Here is a 619-nt window from a genome sequence, read left to right as displayed (position 1 = left end):
TCTCACAACCACCCCCCCCCCGCGCCGGCCCCCCCCGGGGGGGGCGCCCGCCCCCGCGACACGTTGCGCCCCGTACGGGGAGCCCACCTGACAACGGGGGCCCCGTGGTGTGGAATGGGGAGCAGGACTCGCTCGGCCGTGCCCGGGCCCCGCGCCGTCGACCCCGACGGCAGGAGGCCTCGGCACCGGGACAAGGAGACGCGTAGTGGCTCGTATCTCAGACGGCGCCGACCTGCTGAAGTGCTCGTTCTGCGGCAAGTCGCAGAAGCAGGTCAAGAAGCTCATCGCGGGCCCGGGTGTGTACATCTGCGACGAGTGCATCGACCTGTGCAACGAGATCATCGAGGAGGAGCTCGCCGAGGCGACGGAGCTCGGCCTCACGGAGCTGCCCAAGCCCAAGGAGATCTTCGAGTTCCTCGAGCAGTACGTCATCGGCCAGGACGCCGCGAAGCGGGCCCTGGCCGTCGCCGTCTACAACCACTACAAGCGCGTCCAGGCGGGCGAGCAGTCCAAGCCGTCGAGCCCCGACGACCCGGACTACGTGGAGCTGGCGAAGTCGAACATTCTTCTGATCGGTCCGACGGGGACGGGCAAGACGTATCTGGCGCAGACGTTGGCG

1 protein-coding gene is annotated in these 619 nt (G+C 69.1%); it reads left to right on the top strand.

Annotated elements, in window-relative coordinates; all coding sequences use genetic code 11:
* Positions 1-205 precede the first annotated feature (205 nt).
* Positions 206-619: ClpX C4-type zinc finger protein (locus ACFWH7_RS20220; protein ID WP_375810593.1), on the top strand; the 414-nt coding region annotated here is incomplete at its 3' end.

The organism is Cellulosimicrobium cellulans (assembly GCF_042723955.1).
Classification (GTDB): domain Bacteria; phylum Actinomycetota; class Actinomycetes; order Actinomycetales; family Cellulomonadaceae; genus Cellulosimicrobium; species Cellulosimicrobium cellulans_H.
This window is presented reverse-complemented; position numbering and strand designations above follow the sequence as displayed.